Origin of the sequence: Agreia sp. VKM Ac-1783, assembly GCF_900177765.1 — a bacterium.
In the GTDB taxonomy this organism is placed as follows: Bacteria; Actinomycetota; Actinomycetes; order Actinomycetales; family Microbacteriaceae; genus Agreia.
In genome coordinates this window covers 1-19,706 of the sequence record NZ_FXWI01000003.1, presented here as the reverse complement: position 1 = coordinate 19,706, position 19,706 = coordinate 1, and the positions used below count along the sequence as shown (strand labels likewise).

The 19,706-nt window shown below is 65.9% G+C and carries 21 protein-coding genes; 11 read left to right on the top strand and 10 right to left on the bottom strand.

All coding sequences use genetic code 11. The annotated features are described in order from the left end of the window. The first annotated feature begins 1 nt into the window (after position 1). The gene (locus tag CCK87_RS09805; protein ID WP_086461290.1) at positions 2–451 is read left to right on the top strand and encodes an SgcJ/EcaC family oxidoreductase; all 450 of its coding nucleotides are present in this window, start codon (positions 2–4) and stop codon (positions 449–451) included. A 75-nt stretch (positions 452–526) separates the two neighbouring features. Next, entirely contained in the window at positions 527–841 is a 315-nt protein-coding gene (locus CCK87_RS09800; RefSeq protein WP_086461289.1) for a hypothetical protein, read from the top strand. A gap of 103 nt (positions 842–944) precedes the next feature. Here the strand turns inward: CCK87_RS09800 and CCK87_RS09795 are convergent, their stop codons facing one another. Both CCK87_RS09795 and CCK87_RS09790 read right to left on the bottom strand, forming a co-directional pair. After that, a complete protein-coding gene (locus CCK87_RS09795) occupies positions 945–2,609 on the bottom strand; it encodes a cation:proton antiporter (protein WP_086461288.1) in 1,665 nt (554 codons plus the stop codon). 111 nt (positions 2,610–2,720) lie between these two features. Further along, positions 2,721–3,617 carry a hypothetical protein gene (locus CCK87_RS09790; protein WP_086461287.1) on the bottom strand — a complete coding sequence of 299 codons (897 nt, stop codon included), beginning with the start codon at positions 3,615–3,617 and terminating at the stop codon, positions 2,721–2,723. 222 nt (positions 3,618–3,839) lie between these two features. On the opposite strand from CCK87_RS09790, the gene alsS reads away from it, so the two are divergent. Both alsS and budA read left to right on the top strand, forming a co-directional pair. Next, positions 3,840–5,519, top strand: coding sequence for an acetolactate synthase AlsS (gene alsS, locus CCK87_RS09785; protein WP_086461286.1), 1,680 nt, complete (start codon positions 3,840–3,842; stop codon positions 5,517–5,519). Beyond that, the gene (gene budA, locus CCK87_RS09780) at positions 5,516–6,265 is read left to right on the top strand and encodes an acetolactate decarboxylase (protein WP_086461285.1); all 750 of its coding nucleotides are present in this window, start codon (positions 5,516–5,518) and stop codon (positions 6,263–6,265) included. Before alsS ends, budA begins: the two co-directional genes overlap by 4 nt. Positions 6,266–6,338: 73 nt before the next feature. Here budA and CCK87_RS09775 read toward each other — a convergent pair whose 3' ends face one another. The 3 genes from CCK87_RS09775 to CCK87_RS09765 form a co-directional block, all read right to left on the bottom strand. Beyond that, the gene (locus CCK87_RS09775; protein WP_086461284.1) at positions 6,339–6,770 is read right to left on the bottom strand and encodes an Hsp20/alpha crystallin family protein; all 432 of its coding nucleotides are present in this window, start codon (positions 6,768–6,770) and stop codon (positions 6,339–6,341) included. 141 nt (positions 6,771–6,911) lie between these two features. Continuing rightward, positions 6,912–7,628 (bottom strand): alpha/beta hydrolase, encoded by a 717-nt coding sequence (locus CCK87_RS09770; RefSeq protein WP_086461283.1) that lies wholly within the window; start codon positions 7,626–7,628, stop codon positions 6,912–6,914. A 31-nt stretch (positions 7,629–7,659) separates the two neighbouring features. Next, positions 7,660–8,124, bottom strand: a complete 465-nt coding sequence (locus CCK87_RS09765; RefSeq protein WP_086461282.1) for a RidA family protein — start codon at positions 8,122–8,124, stop codon at positions 7,660–7,662. Positions 8,125–8,299: 175 nt separating this feature from the next. Between CCK87_RS09765 and CCK87_RS09760 the strand changes: the two genes are divergently transcribed. Next, entirely contained in the window at positions 8,300–9,193 is an 894-nt protein-coding gene (locus CCK87_RS09760) for a helix-turn-helix transcriptional regulator (protein WP_170927226.1), read from the top strand. Here CCK87_RS09760 and CCK87_RS09755 read toward each other — a convergent pair. After that, the gene (locus CCK87_RS09755) at positions 9,139–11,595 is read right to left on the bottom strand and encodes an excinuclease ABC subunit UvrA (protein ID WP_086461280.1); all 2,457 of its coding nucleotides are present in this window, start codon (positions 11,593–11,595) and stop codon (positions 9,139–9,141) included. The two genes, CCK87_RS09760 and CCK87_RS09755, sit on opposite strands and share 55 nt — an antisense overlap. A gap of 71 nt (positions 11,596–11,666) precedes the next feature. Between CCK87_RS09755 and CCK87_RS09750 the strand changes: the two genes are divergently transcribed. Then, on the top strand, positions 11,667–14,000 hold the full coding sequence (locus CCK87_RS09750; protein WP_140162804.1) for a hypothetical protein: 2,334 nt from the start codon (positions 11,667–11,669) through the stop codon (positions 13,998–14,000). A 9-nt stretch (positions 14,001–14,009) separates the two neighbouring features. On the opposite strand, the gene CCK87_RS09745 is transcribed toward CCK87_RS09750, so the two are convergent. Further along, positions 14,010–14,345 carry a glyoxalase gene (locus CCK87_RS09745; RefSeq protein ID WP_086461278.1) on the bottom strand — a complete coding sequence of 112 codons (336 nt, stop codon included), beginning with the start codon at positions 14,343–14,345 and terminating at the stop codon, positions 14,010–14,012. A gap of 66 nt (positions 14,346–14,411) precedes the next feature. On the opposite strand from CCK87_RS09745, the gene CCK87_RS09740 reads away from it, so the two are divergent. Next, positions 14,412–14,732 (top strand): hypothetical protein, encoded by a 321-nt coding sequence (locus CCK87_RS09740; protein ID WP_086461277.1) that lies wholly within the window; start codon positions 14,412–14,414, stop codon positions 14,730–14,732. 78 nt (positions 14,733–14,810) lie between these two features. Here the strand turns inward: CCK87_RS09740 and CCK87_RS09735 are convergent, their stop codons facing one another. Both CCK87_RS09735 and CCK87_RS09730 read right to left on the bottom strand, forming a co-directional pair. Then, entirely contained in the window at positions 14,811–15,302 is a 492-nt protein-coding gene (locus tag CCK87_RS09735) for an FBP domain-containing protein (protein WP_086461276.1), read from the bottom strand. A 216-nt stretch (positions 15,303–15,518) separates the two neighbouring features. Beyond that, positions 15,519–15,884: a hypothetical protein gene (locus CCK87_RS09730; protein WP_086461275.1), complete on the bottom strand. Its 366-nt coding sequence runs from the start codon at positions 15,882–15,884 to the stop codon at positions 15,519–15,521. 37 nt (positions 15,885–15,921) lie between these two features. Between CCK87_RS09730 and CCK87_RS09725 the strand changes: the two genes are divergently transcribed. From CCK87_RS09725 to CCK87_RS09715, 3 genes are read left to right on the top strand one after another with little or no spacing between them, the layout of a single operon-like run. Continuing rightward, the gene (locus tag CCK87_RS09725; protein ID WP_086461966.1) at positions 15,922–16,401 is read left to right on the top strand and encodes an SRPBCC family protein; all 480 of its coding nucleotides are present in this window, start codon (positions 15,922–15,924) and stop codon (positions 16,399–16,401) included. Continuing rightward, on the top strand, positions 16,388–16,921 hold the full coding sequence (locus CCK87_RS09720; protein ID WP_086461274.1) for a tetratricopeptide repeat protein: 534 nt from the start codon (positions 16,388–16,390) through the stop codon (positions 16,919–16,921). The genes CCK87_RS09725 and CCK87_RS09720 overlap by 14 nt, the downstream gene beginning before the upstream one ends. Positions 16,922–16,926: 5 nt before the next feature. Then, complete coding sequence (locus tag CCK87_RS09715; protein ID WP_086461273.1) at positions 16,927–17,829, top strand: alpha/beta hydrolase; 903 nt, start codon at positions 16,927–16,929, stop codon at positions 17,827–17,829. Here CCK87_RS09715 and CCK87_RS09710 read toward each other — a convergent pair. Then, a complete protein-coding gene (locus CCK87_RS09710; RefSeq protein WP_086461272.1) occupies positions 17,826–18,839 on the bottom strand; it encodes a TerC family protein in 1,014 nt (337 codons plus the stop codon). The genes CCK87_RS09715 and CCK87_RS09710 overlap by 4 nt on opposite strands. Before the next feature lie 203 nt (positions 18,840–19,042). Between CCK87_RS09710 and CCK87_RS09705 the strand changes: the two genes are divergently transcribed. After that, on the top strand, positions 19,043–19,531 hold the full coding sequence (locus CCK87_RS09705; RefSeq protein WP_086461271.1) for a pyridoxamine 5'-phosphate oxidase family protein: 489 nt from the start codon (positions 19,043–19,045) through the stop codon (positions 19,529–19,531). Positions 19,532–19,706: the final 175 nt, after the last annotated feature.

Sequence of the window (19,706 nt, the reverse complement as noted above, 5' to 3'; positions counted from 1 at the left end):
CGTGCCCCTTGAATCCACCCCCGTGACCACTCTGTTCGAGAACTACACGTCGGCCGTGCTGGCCAAAGACGTCGAGCGCTTCCTCGGCCTCTACGCCGACGACACCCTCGTCTTCGATGCTTGGGGAATGTGGGAGTTCGCCGGCGTCGATGCGTGGCGACCGATGGTGACCATGTGGTTCGAGAGCCTCGGCGACAAGCTGTGTGAGGCGCGGTTCACCGAGGTCGTCACCTCGGTGAGAGACGACCTCGCTACAGCACACGCCGCCGTTCGCTACGCCGAGGTCACTGCCGACGGCGAGCAGGTCGACTCGATGATGAACCGCATGACGGTGGTGCTCGAGAAGCGCGACGGCCAGTGGAAGATCACCCACGAGCACACCTCGATGCCCCTCGACATGGAGACGATGAAGGGGCTCGGCGACGCCCACGAGAAGCGCGACGCGGGCTGATCCTGCGCCGTCAAGGCCTGTCTATGCGTGTGGGTGCGCCGCTAGCCTGGGGCCTCGCTCACGACAAGGAGAACCATGAACACGTCGTCACTCATCAACCAGGTCAACGAATCGCTCGCCACGCTGGGAGCAGGACCCTTCATGACCGACAGCTCGAATGACACCGAGACGGGAGCCGTGGTCACAGGCCGCCTCGACGGACGCGCTCTGCGCATCGAGTTCGTTGAAGAGGGTAGCGGCGACGGCCCCGGGAAGGGCCACCGTGTCGACGTCGTCGACGACGCATCCGGCGAGAAGCTGGGCACGGGTCGCGGCGATTCCACGTTTGCCGACGCGATCTCCTCACACAACTGGGGCGGAACCATCGAGGCGCTGAAGCAGCTCGGCTAGCGTTCGCCTGAGGTTGAACAGGATGGATTGCGCGTCCGCCGGCGTGGCACGTTCGCGAGCGCGGCGTGCCGCCGATCCATCCTGTTGAACGCGTCCACTCGACTCAGCCCTTCGGGCCACCGCGCATCTCGAGGGCGATCTGGGATGCATCGAGAATCTGCAGGGCATAGGCGAGCACGTCCGCGTCGAAGGTGCCGTGGTCTCTGGCCTCGAGCAGCGCGGTCCTCTGGGCGTCGATCACCGCCAGCTCGTGCTGCTTCGACGAGATGAACCCCTTGATCGACCGCTCGACCGGCGGCCCCGGAGGAACAGCCTCGGCGCTCGTCTTCAAGAGCTGCATGAGCCTGGTCCGCTCGGCGGTCGTCTGCGCGTCGACGGCGGCCTGGTCGACCTTCGGCGCGACCGCGCGCAGCAACGGACCGATCGTTCCGCCCTGCACGAGCAACGACATGACCGCCACCGCGAATGCGATGAGCACGAGCACTGACCGTTGGGGTGTGTCCTCGGGAAGCGTCTGCGCCGCCGCGACCGTGACGGCCCCGCGCATGCCGGCCCAGACGACGGCTGTGCCATCCCGCCACCCGAGCGGCGCATTGCGGAAGTAGGTGATGTCGGCCAGCGTCTGCACGACGCGTCGACCCAGCCGCTCGATCTGATTGTCGGATGCCCTGCGCCGCCGCCCGTTCATCTCGCCGAACATCTGCTCCGCCCCCTCGGGCGTGCTCATCTTCTCTCGCATCTCGAGCAGCCTGCCCTGCATCTTCTCGTTGCGGTTGCGCAGTGTCGAGAGCACCCAGAGCAAGGGCGCCACATAGCCGGCACGCACGACGATCGTGAGCACGAGCGCTCCCGCAGCGACGAGCACCGCTGTCCAGACTCCCGCGTGGTCGCGCTCGACATTCGCCACGATCGACGAGATCTGCACGCCCATCGTCAGAAAGACGGCTCCCTCGAGAACCAGCTCGACCGTGCGCCAGTTCTGAGAGTCCGACAGCCGGTTCTGCGCCGAGAGATAGCGCGGGGCGCGGATGCCTGTGACGAGTCCGGCGACAACAGCCGCGACGAGACCGGATGCGCCGAGCAGCTCCGCAGGAACGGCCGCCACGAAGGGAACGACGAACGAGATCACCGTGTTCACCGTCGGATCGGTGACGCGTCGGCGCACCACGAGATTTCCCCATCCGACGAGGATTCCGATGATCGCAGCGACCACGACGGAGTAGGCGAAGGTGCCGACGGCTCCCCAGAGAGAGAACGACGCGGCCGTGGCGACGATCGCCGTGCGCAGCAGCACCAAGGCGGTGGCGTCGTTCAGCAAGCTCTCGCCCTCGAGCATCGCGACGACCCGCTTCGACACCGAGGTCTGCTTCACGATCGACGTCGCCACGGCATCGGTCGGGCTGATGATCGCGCCGAGCGCCACGCCCCACGCAAAGCCGAGATCGGGGATGACGAGCATGAAGAAGACGCCGAGCACGACCGAACTGACGACCACCAAGGCCACCGACAGGCTGCTGATGGCACCGAACTCGCGGCGGAAGTTCATGGCCGGCATCGATACGGCCGACGAGTACAGCAGGGGCGGAAGCACGCCCGCCAGAATCCACTCCGGTTCGATCTCGACCTCGGCGAAGACCGGCAGAAAGCTCGCCCCCACACCGATCGCGACAAGTAGCAGAGGAGAGGCGACGCCCAGCCGCGGTCCGAGCATGGTGGATGCCGCGATCGCGGCGAGAGCGAGCACCAAAACGACGAGAAGTTCGGTCACGACTCCAGATTGGCACGGGTGACGCGCTACAACTCAGGTCGACCTGACCAATTCAGTGGTTTTCGCCCGCGGCACGGCGGTTTTGCCTGAGTTGTAGCGCGGGTAGCGAGACTAGTCGCGCCCGAAGAGGCTTCCGAGGTCGCCGAGGCCAGGGATCTCGATGTTGGAGCCGAGCCCGTAGAGGTGCTCTCCGATGCCGCTCGCGTACTCGCCTGCGCCGGAGGCCATGTCGCCGAGACCGCCCTCGAGCCCGTCGAGACCGCCTTCGAGACCGCCCAGCGCGTCGAAGTCGATGCCCATTCCTGCCGCCTGTTCGAGCAGAGGCCCCGCAACGCTACTGAGCACGGCACCACCGGCGACCGCGGCAAGAAGCCCACCGGCGACGCCGATTCCAGCACCCGCGACGGCGCCCACTCCGACTCCGGCTGCAGCACTCGCGGCGCCTGCCGCCGCGGGCTTCGAGAACAGTCCGCGCAAAAAGCCGGGCTTGTGGGCCTCGCCGCGAACGGCGGAGCGCGCCAAGTCGTCGGGTGACGACGACACGGGCTGCTCGGATGCCGGCAGTTCATCACGCAGACGCGACTCGACCTGCTGGCGCTGCGCGGGCGTGAGCCTCGCGAACGCGTCGCGATGCACCTGCTCGAGCTGCTCCGGCATCGCGGTCTTCAGCAGATAGTCGTAGCGCGCGATCGCGGCACGGTCTTCGGGGGTCGACGCCGCCGGCCCGGCCGCATCCTGAACGGAAGCGCCCGAGGGCGTGCCATAGACGGGCATGTCGTGCGCGGGCGACGCGGGCGCGTCGCGCACCGGCGCATCCTGAACACGCGACGGCACCGGATGCGCGTTGCCGGGCTGAGCGGATGGGTTGCGCGCGTCGCCCGTCACCTTGTCGGCGGCGGTGCGCACGAGATCGCGCCAGTCGGTCGATCCGGAACCCGAGGTCTTGCTCTGCCCAGACCCGTCGAGTGCCTTCGACGCCATTTTCATCAGTCGCTGGAGGGTGCTCATCTCGGGCCTTTCAGTAGAACGGTCTGGCATCACAGCATGCACGACCGCTCTGGGCAGGCCCCCAGAGAAGCCTGATGAAACCCCGGTCGCCGCTCAGGAGTCTCGACAAGATACGGATCCGTTTGCATCATCCGTCCAGTGACACCGGCTTGGCCCGCCGGTAGTTTTCTGGCATCCGGGCGGTCGGCGTCCCGATTCAGACGAGGCAAGAGGAGATCATCCATGAACGCGATCGAGAAATCTCGAAGCGCTAATCACGTACTGGACATCGTGTCGTCAGCCGGCGTCAAGTACATCTTCGGCATCCCCGGCGCCAAGGTCGATGCCGTCTTCGATGCCACGAACGACGAAGGTCCCGAGCTCATCGTGTGCCGCCACGAGCAGAATGCGGCGTTCATGGCCGCGGCCGTCGGTCGGCTGACGGGTGTTCCCGGCGTCGTGCTCGTCACGTCGGGGCCCGGCTCGACGAATCTGGCCACGGGTCTGCTCACAGCGAATACCGAGCAGGATCCGGTCGTCGCGCTCGCCGGAGCGGTTCAGCTCTCGGACCGATTGAAGCGCACGCACCAGTCGATGGACGCGGCCGCATTTCTCGCGACGGTGACGAAGTCGACGGTCGAGTCGACCGATCCCGACGACGTGTCCGAGGCGGTCGTCAACGCGTTTAGGGCAGCCACGACAGCGCCACGAGGCGCCACCGCGGTCGTGTTGTCGGCGAGCGTTATGGCAGCGGCGACATCCCCCGCCTCGGCCGGAGGAAGCGCCCTGCCCGTCCCCAGACTCGGAGCGGCGTCGCAGACCGACATCGATGTGGCGACGGCACTCATCAGGTCTGCCGAACGTCCGGTACTGCTCGTGGGTCTGCGCGGTGCCGACATCGCCGAGACCCGTGCCCTTCGTGCTCTGCTCAGCGAGACCGAGCTGCCCGTCATCGAGACGTTCCAGGCGGCGGGACTCGTATCGCACGAACTCGAAGATCATTACCTCGGTCGAGTCGGCTTGTTCAAGAACCAGCCCGCAGACCTCGCGCTCGACGAGTCCGATCTGGTCATCGCCGTCGGCTACGACGCGGTCGAGTACGACCCGGTGATCTGGAACTCCGACGTGTCGCGGCGAATCATCCACATCGACTCCGTGCCCGCCCAGTACGACAACCACTACCGTCCGAGCCTGGAACTCCGTGGGGATGTCGCGGCGACGATCGACGCGCTGCGCCCGGCGATCTCGGGCCTCAAGCTGTCGGAGACCGCGGCTGCTCGAGCCGAAGAGCAACGCCGTGAACTGGCGGCGATCGATGAGCGAGCGCGCACCGCCGAAGCCGCCCCGGGGCTCGTCGATCCGTCGCGCCTCGTGTTGCTGCTGCGCGACATTCTCGACGATGACGCCACGGTCGCGTGCGACATCGGATCGAACTACATCTTCATGGCACGGCACTTCAGGGTCTACGAGCCGCGGCACCTTCTGTTCTCGAACGGCCAGCAGACCCTCGGTGTCGCCCTCCCCTGGGGAATAGCCGCGGCATTGGTGCGACCGGGCACGCAGGTGGTCTCGGTCTCGGGCGACGGAGGCTTTCTGTTCTCGGCCCAGGAGCTCGAGACGGCGACACGCCTCGGCGTCTCGTTCACGCACATCATCATGCGCGACAACACGTACAACATGGTCGCGTTCCAGGAGCAGCTGAAGTACGGCCGCACGTCGGGAATCGAGCTCGGCGACTATGACATCGTGAGCTTCGCCAAGGCGTTTGGAGCCACAGGCCGACGAGTGACCGGTTACGACGAGTTCGAGGCAGCACTGCGCGAGTCGCTCGCTGAAGACGGCGTATCGATCATCGACATCGCCGTCGACTACAGCCGTAACGCCGATATCGCGGCTCACCTCGACGAGGACTCGTTCGAATGAGCGTCGCCATCCACCGCGTCGACACCCATGACGACTACGCCGTCTACCAGACCTCGACCATGGCCGCCCTGCTCGCAGGTCTCTACGACGGTGACGTCACCGTCGGCCAACTCCTGACCCACGGCGATTTCGGCCTCGGCACCTTCAATCACCTCGATGGGGAGATGGTCGTCATCGACGGCGTCTGCTACCACCTCCGCGACGACGGCAGCGTCGAGGTCGCATCCGACACCGACAAGACCCCGTTCGCCGCCGTGATGACGTTCGCCGGCACACAGGGCTTCGATGTGAGCAAGACCACCACCCTGGCCGACGTGACGCGCCAGATCGACGAGCTGACGGGAGGTGAGAACCTTCCCGTCGCTGTGCGGATCGATGGACGATTCACGTCGTTGACGACTCGCACTGTGGGCGAGCAGCACAAGCCGTACCCGCCGTTGACGGATGCGACGGCGCATGAGGCCATCAATACGTTGGAGACAACTCAGGGCACGATCGCGGGTTTTCGCACTCCGCAATTCGAGGCGGCTATCTCGGTCGCCGGCTATCACCTGCACTATGTCGATGACGCGCGGAAGAATGGCGGCCATCTGCTCGACCTGAGTCTCACGTCTGGTCACGTCTCGATCGCGCCGATCTCGGAGCTCCGTCTGGTTCTGCCCGACACTCCGGAGTTCCGAGATGCGCACTTCGATCTCGCACATCTCGAGGGGCAGGAGCGCACGGCAGAGGGAACATCTAGCTGACCCAGCGCTCGTAGGCACAGCACAACAGAAAAGGGGCGGGCCTTCAGGCCCGCCCCTTTCTTGTCGGTTCTTGTCAGACGGTGAGAGTCTTCTGCTCGTCGGTAGTCTGGGCCGCCTTGACCTCGATCTTGCGAGGCTTGGCCCGCTCGCTCACCGGGATGATGACAGAGAGCACGCCGTTGTCGTAGCTCGCCGAGATCTTCTCGGAGTCGACCCCGTCACCCAGGCTGAACTGGCGCAGGTAGTCGCCACTCGGGCGCTCCTGAGCAAGCCACTTGGCACCTTCGTGCGCGGCGGCGGTTCTCTTGGCCCGGATGGTGAGGAGCTGTCCGTCGACGTCGACATCGACGGAGCCCGGGTCGATGCCCGGCAGGTCGGCGTTCAGAACATACTGATCGCCGTCTCGGTACAGGTCGACGGGCATGAACTTGGGCCCGGGGCGGAACGTGAGCAGGTCGCCGGCGATGCGGTCGAGCTCGCTGAAAGGATCAAAAGACATTGCCATGAGGATTCCCCTTTCCGTGAACCTGAGTCGACTTGACTCAACTTGTGAGAACTAAATTAGCACTCGACTACCGAGAGTGCCAATAACTTTTCCCGACAAATTCCTTCGTCCACGACCGTGCCCCGACCAGCGATCCGCGCCTCAGGAGAGGTGAGCGACCGCTTCCAGAATCAGCTCGGCCACGGCATCCGGGTGCGAAACCATGCTGGAGTGCGACGCTCCGTCGAGCTCGACCGTCTTCAGCGAACCGGCACGCTCGGCCATGAAGCGCATTCCCTCGACGGGAATGTTCTTGTCGCCCGAACCGAAGATGAACCACGACGGCAGCGTCTTCCAGGCGGGCGTCGCGGCCGGCTGAGGCTCACCCAGGGCGAAGTCGCGGATGGCTCGCTGGGTCGCGGCCGAGATCTTCGCCACGTCGAGGGGAACGTCTCCGGCGAACTGCTGCGGGAACAGCTCGCGGTCGACGATGAGGTCGTTCGTTCCGTCGCCGAGGGGATATGGCCGAACCGTCTCACCGAGGGTAGAGCCGGGGAACTGGCCGGTGAGCTGCAGCGAGTTCTCTCCGTGGTCGGGCGCGAACGCCGAGACATAGACGAGACCCTTGACCACGTCGGTGCCGACGGCGGCCTCGGTGATCACGGCTCCGCCATACGAGTGGCCCACGAGAACGACCGGACCCCCGACGGATTCGACGGCACGGCGCACGTTGTCGGCATCCGTCGTGACGCTGCGCAGCGGGTTGGGTGTGGCGAACGCGTCGACGCCTTTCGCCTGAAGCGCGGCGATGACCCCGCTCCAGCTCGCGGATTCCGCGAAGGCTCCGTGCACGAGTACGACGGTCAGATTTTCAGTCATGATTCTCTCCTTTGTGTGGATGGGTTTGTAGTCAGTCGAATTCGACGATGAGCTCGACCTCGACGGGCGAGTCGAGCGGCAGCACGGCTACTCCCACGGCACTGCGGGAGTGCACGCCGGCGTCGCCGAAGATGTCTCCGAGAAGGTGCGAGGCGCCGTTCAGTACGCCTGCCTGCCCCGTGAACGACGGGTCGGATGCGACGAAGCCCGTCATCTTCACGACCCGCGTGATGCGGTCGAGCGAACCGAGCACGGCGGCGATCGCCGCGAGCGCGTTGATCGCGCTAGTGCGGGCCAAGTCATGCGCATCCTCAGCACTCACGGCTCCGCCGACCTTGCCCGTAAGCGGAAGCTTCCCGTCGATGAAAGGCAGCTGGCCAGCCGTGTAGACGAGGGCTCCGCTGATGGTGGCGGGAACATAGGCACCCGCGGGGGCCGCGGCTTGCTGGGGGATCTCAACGCCCAAGGCGGTGAGTCGTTGGTCGATCTGCGACATGGTCTCGCTTCCTGAATCAGCACGGCGGGATGCCCGCGGCCGGGCCCATTGGTCAGACTAGGCCTGGCGGGGCGAGTTGAGGATGACCCTGGGAGTGCCACCCGGAACATGCCGCACGCATGACCATATCGACATTTCTTGCATGCTCGCTCCAGAATTCTTCTATGCTGGAGTCATGACGGCGAAGCAGGTGGTTCTCGCGGAATACCTCCGCGCGAGACGCGCCGCCCTGAAGCCCGAAGACGTCGGATATCCGCCGGATCCTCAGCGCCGTGTGCGAGGTCTGCGTCGCGAAGAGGTTGCCGAGCGAGCGGGAATCAGCCTCGAGTACTACGTGCGGCTCGAGCAGGGGCAGAACCACCGCGTCTCCGAGCAGGTGCTCGAGGCATTGGCCCGAGCGCTCGATCTCGACGACAGCGGTCGAAGCTACCTCTACAGGCTCGCTCTTCCATCGCCCTCCGACGCACGTCCGCAGACGCCGCATCACGAGGTCGGCGAGCTCCTGCGTACCCTGCTCGACCAGTGGGCAGGAACCGCAGCGGTCATCTTCGACCGCAATCAAGACATCATCTTCGTGAACACTCTCGCAGCCGCCCTCTCGCCCGGCTACGCCGTGCCCGGCAACAACTACGTCGTGATCATGTTCGAGACTCCTGTCGAGAATCGAACGAACGAACGCTGGCGCGACACAGCTCGCGACACCGTGGCGGCGCTCCGCTTCCACGCCGACTGCGATGACCCTCGTCTGCAGCAGATCGTCGACCAACTCATGCCCGACGCCGACTTCCGCGAGCTCTGGCAAGGGCATGAGGCACGGCCGTTCTCGTCTGGACTCGCGCCGAACTTCGTCGAGGGCTACGGCTGGGTCGAGCTTCCGTTCCAGGTACTCGATGTGCCCGGTGGCCTCTTTATGAACGTGATCGTGTGCGAGCCAAACTCTCCCGCCGGCTTCGCCATCGAACATCTCCTCGCCCGACTGCGTGCCCCCGACGACACCAACGAGCTCGACGAACCTCAGACCGAAGAGATCTCCGAAGCCAGCACCGAGCCGAGCGCCGCGGCCAAATAGGGCGCAGTGCGGCTGTCGCCGTTCGCGGCGACCACCTCCGGAGTTCCCGCCGCCACGACTCTTCCGCCCTTATCGCCTCCGGCCGGGCCCATGTCGATCACCCAGTCGGCATCGGCGACCACGCTCATCTCGTGCTCGACGAGCACGACAGTATTGCCGGCATCCACCAGCGAGTTGAGCTGTGCCACGAGCAGGCGCACATCGGCCGGATGCAGCCCGGTCGTCGGCTCGTCGAGAACGTAGAGCGTGTGGCCGCGTCGGGCACGCTGCAGTTCGGTCGCGAGCTTGATGCGCTGAGCCTCGCCCCCCGACAGCTCGGTGGCCGGCTGCCCGAGGCGCAGGTATCCGAGCCCCACCTTGCGCAGAGTGTCGAGGCTGCGCGCCGCGACGGCGACATCGCCGAGGAAGCCTGCTGCCTCGTCGACGGTCATCGCCAGCACATCGGCGATCGACGCATCGCGGTAACGCACCTCGAGGGTCTCTGCGTTGTAGCGGGTGCCGCCGCAGTCTGGGCAGGGCGCGTAGCTTCCCGGCAGGAAGAGCAGCTCGACCGAGACGAAGCCCTCGCCGAGGCAGGTGGGGCAGCGTCCGCCATCGACGTTGAACGAGAAGCGACCAGCGTCGTAACCGCGCTCGCGCGCTTCGTCGGTCGCGGCGAAGGTCGTGCGCACGGCATCGAACAGCCCCGTGTAGGTGGCCAGGTTCGACCTCGGTGTGCGCCCGATCGGCTTCTGATCGACCTGCACGACGCGATCGACGGCATCGTCGGCCAGCGCCTTCTCGGCCAGCACGCCGCCCACGAGGCTCGATTTGCCCGATCCCGATACCCCGGTGACCGCTGTGAGCACGCCCAACGGTATGTCGACATCCAGATTCTGGATGTTGTGCCGCGATACCGCGCGAAGGCCCAGCCAGCGCTGGGGCTCGCGTGCCACGCGGCGCGGCGGCGCGTCAGCCGACGAGGCGAAGAGAAACGGCCTCGTGACCGACTCCTCGACGTCGGCGAGTCCGCCGACAGGCCCGCTGTACAGCACGCATCCACCGCTCGAACCGGCCCCGGGGCCGACGTCGACGACCCAGTCGGCTCGGCGCACGACATCCATGTTGTGCTCGACGACGAAGACCGAGTTGCCCGAGGCCTGAAGCTGCTCGAGCACCGTGATGAGGGGCTCGGCGTCGGCGGGGTGTAGCCCGGCCGATGGCTCGTCGAGCACATAGATCACGCCGAAGAGACCCGATCTCAGCTGGGTGGCGATGCGCAGGCGCTGCATCTCGCCGGGAGACAGCGTGGGAGTCGCGCGGCTCAGGCCGAGGTAGTCGAGTCCGAGACCGACGAGCACCTCGATGCGGGCGAGCAGGTCGGAGGCGATGGTGACCGCGACCTCGGTGAGTTCGCCCGACGAGCGGTCGGAACGTGCGACTGCCGCCGTCTTCAGCTCGGCGGTCGGGCGCAGCACGTCGGCGAGCGCGGCGAAGGGCATGTCGTTTAGCTCGGCGATGCTGTGCCCGGCAAAGGTCACCGCGAGCGCCGCCCGTGTGAGGCCGCTGCCCCCGCAGAGCGAGCAGGGTGCGGTCTCGACGAAGCGCTGTGCCCGGTTGCGCTGGGCCTCGCTCTTGGAGTCGGCGAGGGTGTGCATGATGAAGCTCTTGGCACTCCAGAAGCGCCCCTTGTAGGGCTTCGCCACGCGATCGCGCTGCGGGGTCACCTCGACCACGGGCTGCTCATCCGTGAAGAGCAGCCAATCCCTGTCTTTCTGCGACAGTTCGCGCCAGGGGCGATCGATGTCGTAGCCGAGGCCCGCCGTCACGTCGCGCAGGTTCTTGCCCTGCCAGGCTCCGGGCCACGCGGTGATGGCTCCGTCTCGGATGCTCAAGCCCGGGTCATGCACGGCCGTCGTCTCGGTCACATCGTGCGCGATGCCGAGTCCGTGGCAGCGTGGGCAGGCGCCGGCCGCCGTGTTCGGAGAGAACGAATCCGACTCGAGCCGGCCCGTCGCATCCGAGGGGTAGGTGCCCGCCCGCGAATAGAGCATGCGCAGGAGGTTCGACAGCGTCGTCAGGGTGCCGACGGTCGAGCGCGAGCTGGGGGCTCCGCGCCGCTGCTGCAGGGCGACGGCGGGCGGTAGTCCGGTGATCTCGTCGACATGGGGAGTGTTTCCCTGGGCGATCAGACGACGTGCGTACGGCGCGACCGACTCGAGAAAGCGGCGCTGCGCCTCGCCGAAGATGGTGCCGAAAGCCAGCGACGACTTGCCCGATCCCGACACTCCTGTGAAGGCGACGATGCGGTCGCGCGGCACGTCGACGTCGACGTCGCGCAGATTGTTCTCGCGGGCGCCGCGCACGCGAACGAACCCGGGTTCGGTGGATGCGATGGGCTGGTTCGGTTCTGTCTGCACCATTTCAATCGTATGCGGGGTATGGGGAGTTCTCCCCCTGTGGAGCCTTTTCGGCCACTGTTAGTGTGCTTTAGGTGCCAGACTCCGCCTCACAGACCACGCCCCATCCCGAGCCTGCGCCTGCTCCGGACCAGCCAGAGCGCTCCGCCGAAGCCGCTCGGGATGCCGCCCGTCGCATGTACGGACCGCCCCGCGCATGGGCGCTGGTCTTGCTGTCGCCGGCTCCGGTGCTGGCCTACGGAGTTCCCGTGATCGTGGCCGCCATCGTGGCGACTGTCATCGGACTGTCGATCGTGCCACGCGACTCCCTCGTGATCGTGAACGCGAACCTCACCGAGCTGGTGAGCACACCCGAGGAGCTCCTCGCCGCCGCGATCGCCTCGATCCTGCTGTGCGCGGGTCACGCTTTCGGCATCACTGCCGCCACACATTCCCTCATCGCCAATACCACCGACTCCAGCCTCCCGGCGTTTGCGGCTTGGAATCGTGCCGCCCGCCGTCCCGGCCTCGTCGCGCTCGCGTTCGCAGGCGCGCTCGCCGTCGCCGTCGCGGCCGTCGCCGCATCCGTCGCCCTCGTCATCGCGCCTCTCTGGGCGATCGGCGGCCTCGTTGTCGCCCTCATCGTTCTGATCGTGGTCGCGCCGTTGCTCTTGGCGTGGCCGCAGCTCGTTCTGCGCAGCACTTCGTGGGGTCAGGCTCTCGCGCGCGGATGGCGCTCCGGCAAAGTTGTTGTCTCAGGACGCGCCGAAGAGCGCACGCCCAGAGTCAACCTGATCATCGCGACCGTGGTCGTTGGCGGTCTCGGCGTGGGTCTCAGGCTGCTCGCCGGGCTCATGCCCCAGTCGCTGCTCTCCGCTATGGTCGCCGTCGCCCTCGGCATCGTCGTGCCAGCCGCTCTCGTTCTGGTTCTGACCGCCGTCGCGGTTCGCGCCGTGATCGTTCGCGAAGAATCGCGCGCCCGCGTCGGCACCCAGCCCATCGTTCCCCTGTCCGCGTTCTCGTGGGCAGAGAAGAAATCGGATGCCGGAACCCGCGCGGGTGCGCTCGTCGGGTTGGTCGTGCTGCTGGTTCCCGCGCTACTCGCGGCGCCGCTCGCGCTCGTCAACCCGTGGGGATTCGCGTCGTACTCAGCTGCGACGGTTCCAGTCGTGTGGGATTCCGCCGACATCACCGCCGTCGGCGACCGGTCCGGTGTCCTCAGCGTGCTCGGTGGCGAGGAGACCACCGTCACTTTCTGCGGCGCATCAGAGTGCTCCGTGGAGCTCGAACCCGGATCCATCCTCGGGTCAGGCATTGCAGGCACGCCTGACAATCACCTGCTGTTCGCACAGTGGATGCCGCAGAAGGGCCAGGGTTCCACACCGGACCGCTTCGAACTGCAGGTTTTGGCGTCCGATGCGGACGAGTTAGAGGCATGGGGTACGAAATCATCACCGGATGCTCCGCCGAAGGGCGACGCTGTGCCTGGCACCCGCACAGTCTTGTCTGGCTATGACGCGTACTTCTCAGGAGGCGACTCGGTCTATGCGCGCAGCAATCGGCGACTCACGGCAGCGGCAATCTCGACCGATGGCGACCATCCGGTCATCGCCGCGATTGCGCGGCCCGGTCTGAACTCGATCAACACCGATGTACTGATCTACTTCTGCAACGACGATGCATGCACGACGTCGACGGAGCGGCGCGTTCCTGTTAGCTGGAGAGGTGGCGAGTCGACCGTGGCGACGCTCGATGTCGCCGTCATGGCTGACGGAACGGCCGTCGTCACCCTCGTCGATGCCCGCGATTCACGCGATCCCGACGTCGTTCCCCTTCGCGTGATCTCCGCGAGCGTCAGCTCCGAGCCACGCATCGAGACACCCGAAACATCGGCGACCGATCCCGACGATACGAGTTACGACACGACGTTCGGAGCGCGCATCGAGCGCGGCGCTGACGGAATGCCGGTCATCCTCTCGCGGGCAGAGAGTCAGACAGACATGCGCATGTTCACCTGCCTCACGGTGGACTGCGCCGAGTACGACGCCACTGACATTCCCTCCGGTCTGAACATTCCCTCAGACCAGTCGTCCTTATCCCGCGACACTCTGATCTCGCAGATGCGCACCCCGACGTTCGCCATCGACGCGACGGGCAGGCCGCTGATCGCTCGAGTCGATGTCCAGAGCCGCTCGCTCGACCTTCTCTCGTGCGTCGACAAACTGTGCACGAACTCGACATCCACACGCCTCGCGACGCTGGAATTCGATGACGATTTGTACCTCGCGAGCGGCCTGGCACTCGGCCTGGCTGCCGATCAGAGACCCGTCATCGCCGTGGGCGGCCGACGCGTCGGTGCCGACACGGACCATCCACGGTGGACCGGAACGGTGCTCGAATGCTCCGATGCACGCTGCGGGCTCGACTGAAAACAGGCGTCAGGCGCCCGTGAACACGATGCGGTTGCCGTCGGGGTCGACGACGGGCAGTATCCGCGAGGATGACGCGGCTCTGATGCCGCCGTTCTCGATGCCGGCGACGTCGAGCAGCCGGAGCCGAGCATCCAGATCGTCGTCGTCGAGCACCATGCACGAGGTGCCGGCTCGCTCGGGCTCGACCCACACCTGCACACCAAAGGTGTCGGCGAAGTGCCACTCGACGAGGCCGTCCATCGGATGCGCGTCGGGGCCGCGACCGAATAGCAGCGAATACCAGGGAATGGACTGCGCAGAATCGCTCACCGTCATCTGGGCGAGCAGGCGGGATATCGTCACGGCGACCTCCTTGTCTCGTGCAGCTAGGGTACGTCTGCCGGCCGCCGCCGCTCTAGGCTCGACCGCATGAACATCGTGGATTCCGACGAGCGCGACAGCACCTGGGAGCAGCACGAATCGAGCTTTCGGGTCTACTTCGCGACCCTGCCTGATCGTGCGGTGCGCACGGTCGACGTCTCGGATGCGACGTTCACCGAGACCCTCGCCTGGGCGCGCGGCGAGGCGCAGCCGAACGAGACGATCTCGATCGCCCTCATCGGCATCGACAATCGAGGCCTCCGCGGGCTCACCTGGATCTTCGGCATGGACCCGAATGACTCGTCGGAATCCGAGCTGCACGACCGCATGCTCGCGGAGATGCTCGAGGAGCACCGCACCCGCGCCTGACATCCGCTGCCACTTGGCGCATATCGACCCCCACGCGCGGGAACGTCGATATGCGCCAAGTGGATGCCCCGCCCTGCGTCAGGCGGTCGCGCGGATGTCGTCGACGAAGGTCGCCGCTCGGGTCTGCAGCGATGCGATGCGGTCGAGCCGCGCGGCCTCCACATCGAAACCGATGTACGCCATCGCCGGAGGCTTGCGCACGTTGCGGGAGCACTCGAACTCCGAGCACACGAGCGTGCCGACGGTGTCGCCATTGCGCCCGGCTGCACCGGCGCGACGAGCGCTGAAGAAGACCACGTCGTTGGGCAACTGCACGTCCTGGCACCAGGAACACTGGGCTCTAGATGCGGGCTTCGTGTCGGCCCGCCGCAGCAGCACGCCGACCGCGACGTCGCCGACCGGAACGACGACGTACGCGCGGCGGGGGCGCTTCGGATCGTTCCAGCCGAGGTAGTCGAGCTTCGCCCAGTCGATCTCGGCGAAGCCCGCGGGGAGCGTGAGGTCGGAGAGCTCTTTGCGCGACGCGTTCACGAAGGAGTCGCGGATGGTTGTGTCGTTCAGAGAAAACATGGTGAGTCGCCAATCAGAGTCGGCCGGCGGCACAGAGCAGCACGAGCAGATGTTCATTCGGACGGCGCGGGAGAAAGCACGCCGCTTGGCCGCGCGCGATGATCGCGTGCGGCTGGGAAGCGGGGCTATCTGATGCCGGCAAGAGAACTGCCGACAACCCCCTCACGCCCCGAGGGCGACGCCGATGAACTGGAGTAACTCACCACTCCACTGTACCTACCGTCTCGGGTCGAGCTCCCGAACGAACGACTCCGGCAGCCGCACGTTCAGTGGCACTCGCGGAAAAAGCGGTGCGACATCGGCTGGCGTGTAGCCGGCGATGCCGCATCCGATCTCGGTGACCAGGAAGGTGAGGTCGGGGCGCGTCTCGGCAAACTCGACGAAGGTGTCGATCTCCCTGCCCATCACGTCGAGCCCGCTCATCGTGTCGATCGCGTACGACTCACCGTGCAATCCGTGGCCTTCACCCCAGACGGCTCCGAAGTCGCGCTGCGCTTGGGCGGCAGCACCCGCGCCATGATGCCCGTTTGCATTCGAGCCGAAGACGAAGATCTCGCCGGGCTGCAGACTCGTGATTCTCATGGCGGAATGCTACGTCGAGGGCGGTAATCTGGCCAGCATGCCGGCCGAATCCTTCAGTTACACGATTTACGTTCGTGCCACGCCAGAGCGCATCTGGCAGGCGCTCACCGATCCTTCATCGGCCAGCCAGTTCTGGGGCGTCACCCAGATCACCGATTGGATGGCCGGGTCGAGCATGACCTGGCAGGTCGCCGGCGTCACGATCGCAGACCCCGAGCAGGTGGTCCTCGAAGCCGATGCTCCGCACCGCCTCTCGTTCACCTGGCACACGATCACCGACGAGTTCGTGCTCGCCGTGGGCGACGACGACGATCTCGGCGCCTCCATGGCGGCCGAGGAACGTTCCACCGCGACGTTCCAGATCGAGCCGTTCGGCGCCCAGTCGAAGCTCACGGTGACGCACGCCGGATTCACGTCGGGCAGCGCGATCTTGGCCGGAGTCACCGACGGATGGCCGATGGTGCTCTCGAGCCTCAAATCGCTGCTCGAGACGGGCGAGGCTCTTGCCTTCAGCTGACGAAGAGGCGCTTCATGAGGCCATCGCCGAGGGGTATGCGCGCCGAGACCGAAGCAATATGGCTCCGACGATCGCGTACTTCACGGAGCTGCTCGCTCGATACCCCGACAGCCCCGAGGCGATCTACGAGGTCGGCGGCGCCTACGACACCGCCGGCGACGAGGAACGCGCCCGCGGGTTCTATGAACGCGCGCTCGCTGCGGGGCTGCAGGGCGATACGCGGCGCCGCTGCCTACTGCAATACGGCAGCACTCTGCGAAACCTCGAACTTTTCGACGAATCGATAGCGGTTCTCCGAGAGGCGTGCTCCGACTACCCCGACTCCGACTCGCTGCGGGTGTTCCTCGCACTCTCGCTGCATGCGGCGTCGAGAAGCGATGCGGCGGTCGCCGAGCTGCTCACCCTGGCGGCCGACCGCATCCACTCACCCGACATCGACCGGTACGAGCCGGCTCTTCGCGGCAACGCAGACTACCTGCGAGGCCTCGACGCCGCAGCACAGGAACGCCAACGACAATAGGGGTCATGGTCACCGTTCCGAGCGGCATCGTCGCTCCTGCCCTGCGACTCGTGCGCGCCAACCGCAACTTCGTCTCGGCCGCCGAGGCGCGGCGGCACGTCCGTGCCCGATCGCTCAGGCCCACGTCGTATGCCCCGCCCGGCCAGCTGCATCCGGATGTTCGGGTCGACGTCGCCCTGCGCAACGGCTGGCCCGTGTATACGGTCGCGCCGCGCGTCGGAACGCCGGTCGGAAGCCTCGTCTACGTTCATGGCGGCGGCTGGGTGAACCAGATCGTGAGCCAGCATTGGAACCTCGCGGCTCAGATCGCGGTGGAGTCGAACACCACGGTGACCGTGCCGATCTACCCCCTGATTCCGTTCGGCACGGCCGCCGACGTCACGTCGAAGGTCGTCGACCTCGTTCGAGACAACATCGACCGCTATGGCAGCGCCGCCATCGGAGGCGACTCCGCCGGTGGCCAGATCTCGTTGTCGGCTGCGCTCGCGCTGCGCGACTCGCACGGCGTCACCCTCCGGCAGACTGTGCTGATCTCCCCCGCGCTCGACCTCACCTGGGGCAACCCCGAGATTCCTCGGGTGCAGCCCACCGACCCGTGGTTGGCGACGCCCGGCGGCAAGGTCTTCGCCGAGTACTGGCGGGGCGAGAAAGACCTGCTCGATCCCGTGGTGAGTCCGCTGTTCGGCGAGTTGAGCGGGCTCGGCCCGATCACACTGTTCTCGGGAACGCGCGACGTGCTCAACCCCGACGCCCGCCTCCTTGTAGAGAAAGCGGCGAACGCCGGGGTCGAACTCGACTTTCACGAGGGTGTCGGCCAGGTGCACGTGTTCCCGTTGCTGCCGACCCGTATCGGGCGTGACGCACGCGCGATCATCGTGTCGCGCATCCGGAACTCGCTGAGCGCTTAGAGCTTGCCCTCTTTGACGTCTTCGGCAACGGCCACCTCGTCGCGACGGGCGTCTCCGCGCGTCTTGCGCAGGCTGAGTACCGTCGCCACGGTGATGGTGAGGCCGATGAAGACGAGCGAGAACCAGATGGGGATCTCGGGAACCCACAGCAGGGGCTCTCCGCCGTTCACGAACGGCAGTTCGTTGACGTGCAGTGCGTGGAACACGAGCTTCACGCCGATGAAGGCGAGGATGACGGCGAGGCCCTGGGCGAGGTAGACCAGGCGCTCGAGCAGTCCGCCGATGAGGAAGTACAGCTGGCGCAGGCCCATGAGCGCGAACGCGTTGGCGGTGAAGACGATGTAGGCCTCGTTGGTGAGACCGTAGATGGCAGGAATCGAGTCGACCGCGAACACCAGGTCGATGAAGCCGATCGCCACGATGGTGAGAAGCATCGGGGTGAAGAAGCGCTTGCCGTCGATCTTCACCGTGATCTTGTCTTCGTGGTAGTCGTTCGTGATCGGCAGCACCCTGCGCGCGAACTTCACGATCTTGCCGTTGGCCGGGTCTGACTCGTGGTTGCTGAACGCCTGGCGGTAGGCCAGCACCAGCAGCAGCGCACCGAAGATGTAGAAGATCCACGAGAAGTTGTCGATCAACGTCGCACCCACGGCGATGAAGGCTCCGCGCATGATCAGCGCGATGATGATGCCGATCATCAGGACCTTCTGCTGGTAGGCCTTCGGTACTGCGAAACCGGACATGACGATGAGGAAGACGAAGAGGTTGTCGATCGACAGGGCCTTCTCGGTGAGGTAGCCGGCGAAGTACTCTCCACCGAAGTTCCAGCCGGAGACCATGCCGATGCCGACCCCGAAGAGCAGGGCGAGGCTGATGTAGAAGACCGACCAGCGGGCCGATTCAGCGATGGTCGGCTCATGCGGCTTGCGCACATGAACGAAGAACTCGAAGACGAAGAAGGCGATCGTCACGGCGATGGTGATCAGCCAGACGAGAGGGGTGATCTGCATAGGGGTAACTCCACGGTCGGGTGTAGAAGAACCAAGGTCTCTTCCACCCTCACGATGTGAAGGCCGGCTGCCCGGAACCCGTCGATGGGTCCGTACTGACGAGTCAGCCGTGCGGGAATACTCCCCTTGCTCGTCCAAGTCTATCCCCTGTCGCGGACTCGCGCACTGCCGCAAGGTTGGGAGTATCCACAGAAGGAGAAGAAATGTCTGATTCCTCAGCCGACGTCGCCAAGGTCGCCGAACTCATCCGCGAGTTCCGATTCGCGATGGTCACAACCGTCAACACGTTGGGCGAGCTCGTCGCCCGCCCGCTCACTGTTCAGGAGGCCGAGTTCGATGGCGACCTGTGGTTCATCGTGGCCCGAGACTCGCACGAGGTCGCCGAGCTCGCCGTCAACCCTGTCGCCGGAGTCTCGTTCGCGTCGAACGACACGTGGGTGTCGCTCACCGGCACAGCCGAACAGGTCGACGACCAGGCGCGGGTCAAGGAGTACTGGAACCCCTTCGTGGAGGCGTGGTTCCCCGACGGCCCGGAAGACCCGAACGTAACCCTCGTCAAGTTCTCCGCCTCCGGCGCCGAGTACTGGGACAGCCCCGGGGGCCGGATCGCCTCCGTCATCAGCTTCGTGAAGTCGAAGGTGACCGGCTCGGTCGGCGGCGGCAGCGAGAACGCGAAGGTCAATCTCGACTAGCGCACGCGAAGAACGCAGAATGGCCCGCCGCGTAAGCGGCGGGCCATTCTGGTTGTGCGGGGTGTTACTTGGTGTTGACTGTGATCTTGGCGATTCCGACGAGGAGTCCGGGCTTGACGGCGTCGGTGCTGAAGGTCTTGTTCAGCAGGCCGGCGGCGTCGGAGGAGATGTGCAC

Excerpts from the sequence above, each read along its gene's own strand:
- CCK87_RS09790 (WP_086461287.1), bottom strand. The coding sequence starts at position 3,617 with ATGAGCACCCTCCAGCGACTGATGAAAATGGCGTCGAAGGCACTCGAC.
- CCK87_RS09760 (WP_170927226.1), top strand. The coding sequence starts at position 8,300 with ATGACGGCGAAGCAGGTGGTTCTCGCGGAATACCTCCGCGCGAGACGC.
- CCK87_RS09775 (WP_086461284.1), bottom strand. The coding sequence starts at position 6,770 with ATGGCAATGTCTTTTGATCCTTTCAGCGAGCTCGACCGCATCGCCGGC.
- budA (WP_086461285.1), top strand. The coding sequence starts at position 5,516 with ATGAGCGTCGCCATCCACCGCGTCGACACCCATGACGACTACGCCGTC.
- CCK87_RS09715 (WP_086461273.1), top strand. The coding sequence starts at position 16,927 with ATGGTCACCGTTCCGAGCGGCATCGTCGCTCCTGCCCTGCGACTCGTG.
- CCK87_RS09735 (WP_086461276.1), bottom strand. The coding sequence starts at position 15,302 with ATGTTTTCTCTGAACGACACAACCATCCGCGACTCCTTCGTGAACGCG.
- CCK87_RS09800 (WP_086461289.1), top strand. The coding sequence starts at position 527 with ATGAACACGTCGTCACTCATCAACCAGGTCAACGAATCGCTCGCCACG.
- alsS (WP_086461286.1), top strand. The coding sequence starts at position 3,840 with ATGAACGCGATCGAGAAATCTCGAAGCGCTAATCACGTACTGGACATC.
- CCK87_RS09740 (WP_086461277.1), top strand. The coding sequence starts at position 14,412 with ATGAACATCGTGGATTCCGACGAGCGCGACAGCACCTGGGAGCAGCAC.
- CCK87_RS09730 (WP_086461275.1), bottom strand. The coding sequence starts at position 15,884 with ATGAGAATCACGAGTCTGCAGCCCGGCGAGATCTTCGTCTTCGGCTCG.
- CCK87_RS09725 (WP_086461966.1), top strand. The coding sequence starts at position 15,922 with ATGCCGGCCGAATCCTTCAGTTACACGATTTACGTTCGTGCCACGCCA.
- CCK87_RS09765 (WP_086461282.1), bottom strand. The coding sequence starts at position 8,124 with ATGTCGCAGATCGACCAACGACTCACCGCCTTGGGCGTTGAGATCCCC.
- CCK87_RS09770 (WP_086461283.1), bottom strand. The coding sequence starts at position 7,628 with ATGACTGAAAATCTGACCGTCGTACTCGTGCACGGAGCCTTCGCGGAA.
- CCK87_RS09755 (WP_086461280.1), bottom strand. The coding sequence starts at position 11,595 with ATGGTGCAGACAGAACCGAACCAGCCCATCGCATCCACCGAACCCGGG.
- CCK87_RS09710 (WP_086461272.1), bottom strand. The coding sequence starts at position 18,839 with ATGCAGATCACCCCTCTCGTCTGGCTGATCACCATCGCCGTGACGATC.
- CCK87_RS09705 (WP_086461271.1), top strand. The coding sequence starts at position 19,043 with ATGTCTGATTCCTCAGCCGACGTCGCCAAGGTCGCCGAACTCATCCGC.